The 2776-nt window shown below is 41.9% G+C and carries 1 protein-coding gene; it reads left to right on the forward strand.

Going from position 1 to position 2776, the window contains the following annotated elements:
- A partial coding sequence (locus QM877_RS10070; RefSeq protein WP_414318323.1) for a Rib/alpha-like domain-containing protein occupies positions 1–2776 on the forward strand: 2776 nt, incomplete at both ends.

The following is a 2776-nucleotide window of genomic DNA, read 5'->3' on the forward strand; positions in this document are numbered from 1 at the left end:
TTGTAACATACCCAGATGGTTCTAAGGAAGAAGTTCCAGTTAAAGTAACTGTAAAAGATCCAAGTGCACCAGCTACAGATGCAGATAAGAACACTCCAGTAGCGAAAGATCAAACTGTTAAACCAGGAGATAAACCATCTGCTAAAGATTCAATCGGTAATGTCGGAGATCTTCCTAAGGGCACAACAGTAGAGTTCAAGACACCAGTAGACACAACTACCCCAGGCGATAAAGGAACTACAGTCGTTGTGACTTACCCAGATGGTTCTAAGGATGAAGTACCAGTTAAAGTAACTGTAAAAGATCCAAGTGCACCAGCTACAGATGCAGACAAGAACACTCCAACAGCGAAAGATCAAACTGTTAAACCAGGAGATAAACCATCTGCTAAAGATTCAATCGGTAATGTCGGAGATCTTCCTAAGGGCACAACAGTAGAGTTCAAGACACCAGTAGACACAACTACACCAGGTGATAAAGGAACTACAGTCGTTGTAACATACCCAGATGGATCTAAGGATGAAGTACCAGTTAAAGTAACTGTAAAAGATCCAGAGAAGACATCTGATGCAGACAACAACACTCCAACAGCGAAAGATCAAACTGTTAAACCAGGAGATAAACCATCTGCCAAAGATTCAATCGGTAATGTAGGCGATCTTCCAGAAGGAACAACAGTAGAGTTCAAGACACCAGTAGACACAACTACCCCAGGTGACAAAGACGCTACAGTCGTTGTAACATACCCAGATGGATCTAAGGATGAAGTTCCAGTTAAAGTAACTGTAAAAGACCCAACTGCACCAGCTACAGACGCAGATAAGAACACTCCAGTAGCGAAAGATCAAACTGTTAAACCAGGAGATAAACCATCTGCTAAAGATTCAATCGGTAATGTAGGTGATCTTCCAGAAGGAACAACAGTAGACTTCAAGGATCCAGTAGATACAACTACACCAGGTGATAAACCTGCGACAGTAGTGGTAACATACCCAGATGGTTCTAAGGATGAAGTTCCAGTTAAAGTAACTGTAAAAGACCCAACTGCACCAGCTACAGACGCAGATAAGAACACTCCAGTAGCGAAAGATCAAACTGTTAAACCAGGAGATAAACCATCTGCTAAAGATTCAATCGGTAATGTAGGTGATCTTCCAGAAGGAACAACAGTAGAGTTCAAGGATCCAGTAGATACAACTACACCAGGTGATAAACCTGCGACAGTAGTGGTAACATACCCAGATGGTTCTAAGGATGAAGTTCCAGTTAAAGTAACTGTAAAAGATCCAAGTGCACCAGCTACAGACGCAGATAAGAACACTCCAGTAGCGAAAGATCAAACTGTTAAACCAGGAGATAAACCATCTGCTAAAGATTCAATCGGTAATGTAGGTGATCTTCCAGAAGGAACAACAGTAGAGTTCAAGACACCAGTAGACACAACTACTCCAGGTGACAAAGACGCTACAGTCGTTGTGACATACCCAGATGGATCTGAGGATGAAGTACCAGTTAAAGTAACTGTAAAAGATCCAGAGAAGACATCTGATGCAGACAACAACACTCCAACAGCGAAAGATCAAACTGTTAAACCAGGAGATAAACCATCTGCCAAAGATTCAATCGGTAATGTAGGCGATCTTCCAGAAGGAACAACAGTAGAGTTCAAGACACCAGTAGACACAACTACCCCAGGTGACAAAGACGCTACAGTCGTTGTAACATACCCAGATGGATCTAAGGATGAAGTACCAGTTAAAGTAACTGTAAAAGATCCAAGTGCACCAGCTACAGATGCAGACAAGAACACTCCAACAGCGAAAGATCAAACTGTTAAACCAGGAGATAAACCATCTGCCAAAGATTCAATCGGCAATGTAGGTGATCTTCCAGAAGGAACAACAGTAGAGTTCAAGACACCAGTAGACACAACTACCCCAGGTGATAAAGACGCTACAGTCGTTGTAACATACCCAGATGGATCTAAGGATGAAGTACCAGTTAAAGTGACTGTTCAAAATCCAAGTTCACCAGCTACAGATGCAGATAATAACAAAGTAACGGATCCGGCAGTAACACCAGTTAAAGATCCAGCTAACTTAACAGACGCAGAAAAAGCTAAGGTAGCCGATGAAGTTAAGAAATCTAACCCAACAGCGAAAGATGTTGAAGTTGGCAAAGATGGCAAAACAACTGTTACATACCCAGATGGTACAACAGCGGTTATCCCAGCAGATAAGACAGTTAAGAAATCAGCTGATAAAGCAGTTAAGGATCCATCAGTAACTCCGGTTACAGATCCAAGCAACTTGACTGATGCAGAAAAAGCTAAGGTAGCCGATGAAGTTAAGAAATCTAACCCAACAGCGAAAGATGTTGAAGTTGGCAAAGATGGCACAACAACTGTTACATACCCAGATGGTACAACAGCGGTTATCCCAGCAGATAAGACAGTTAAGAAATCAGCTGATAAAGCAGTTAAGGATCCATCAGTAACACCAGTTACAGATCCAAGCAACTTGACTGATGCAGAAAAAGCTAAGATAGCCGACGAAGTTAAGAAATCTAACCCAACAGTAACAGATGTTAAAGTTGGCAAAGATGGCACAACAACTGTTACATACCCAGATGGCGCAACAGCGGTTATCCCAGCAGATAATACAGTTAAGAAATCAGATGATAAAGCAGTTAAGGATCCATCAGTAACTCCGGTTACAGATCCAAGCAACTTGACTGATGCAGAAAAAGCTAAGGTAGCCGACGAAGTTAAGAAATC

This window comes from Streptococcus infantis, from assembly GCF_047463655.1.
Taxonomy (GTDB): domain Bacteria; phylum Bacillota; class Bacilli; order Lactobacillales; family Streptococcaceae; genus Streptococcus; species Streptococcus infantis_Z.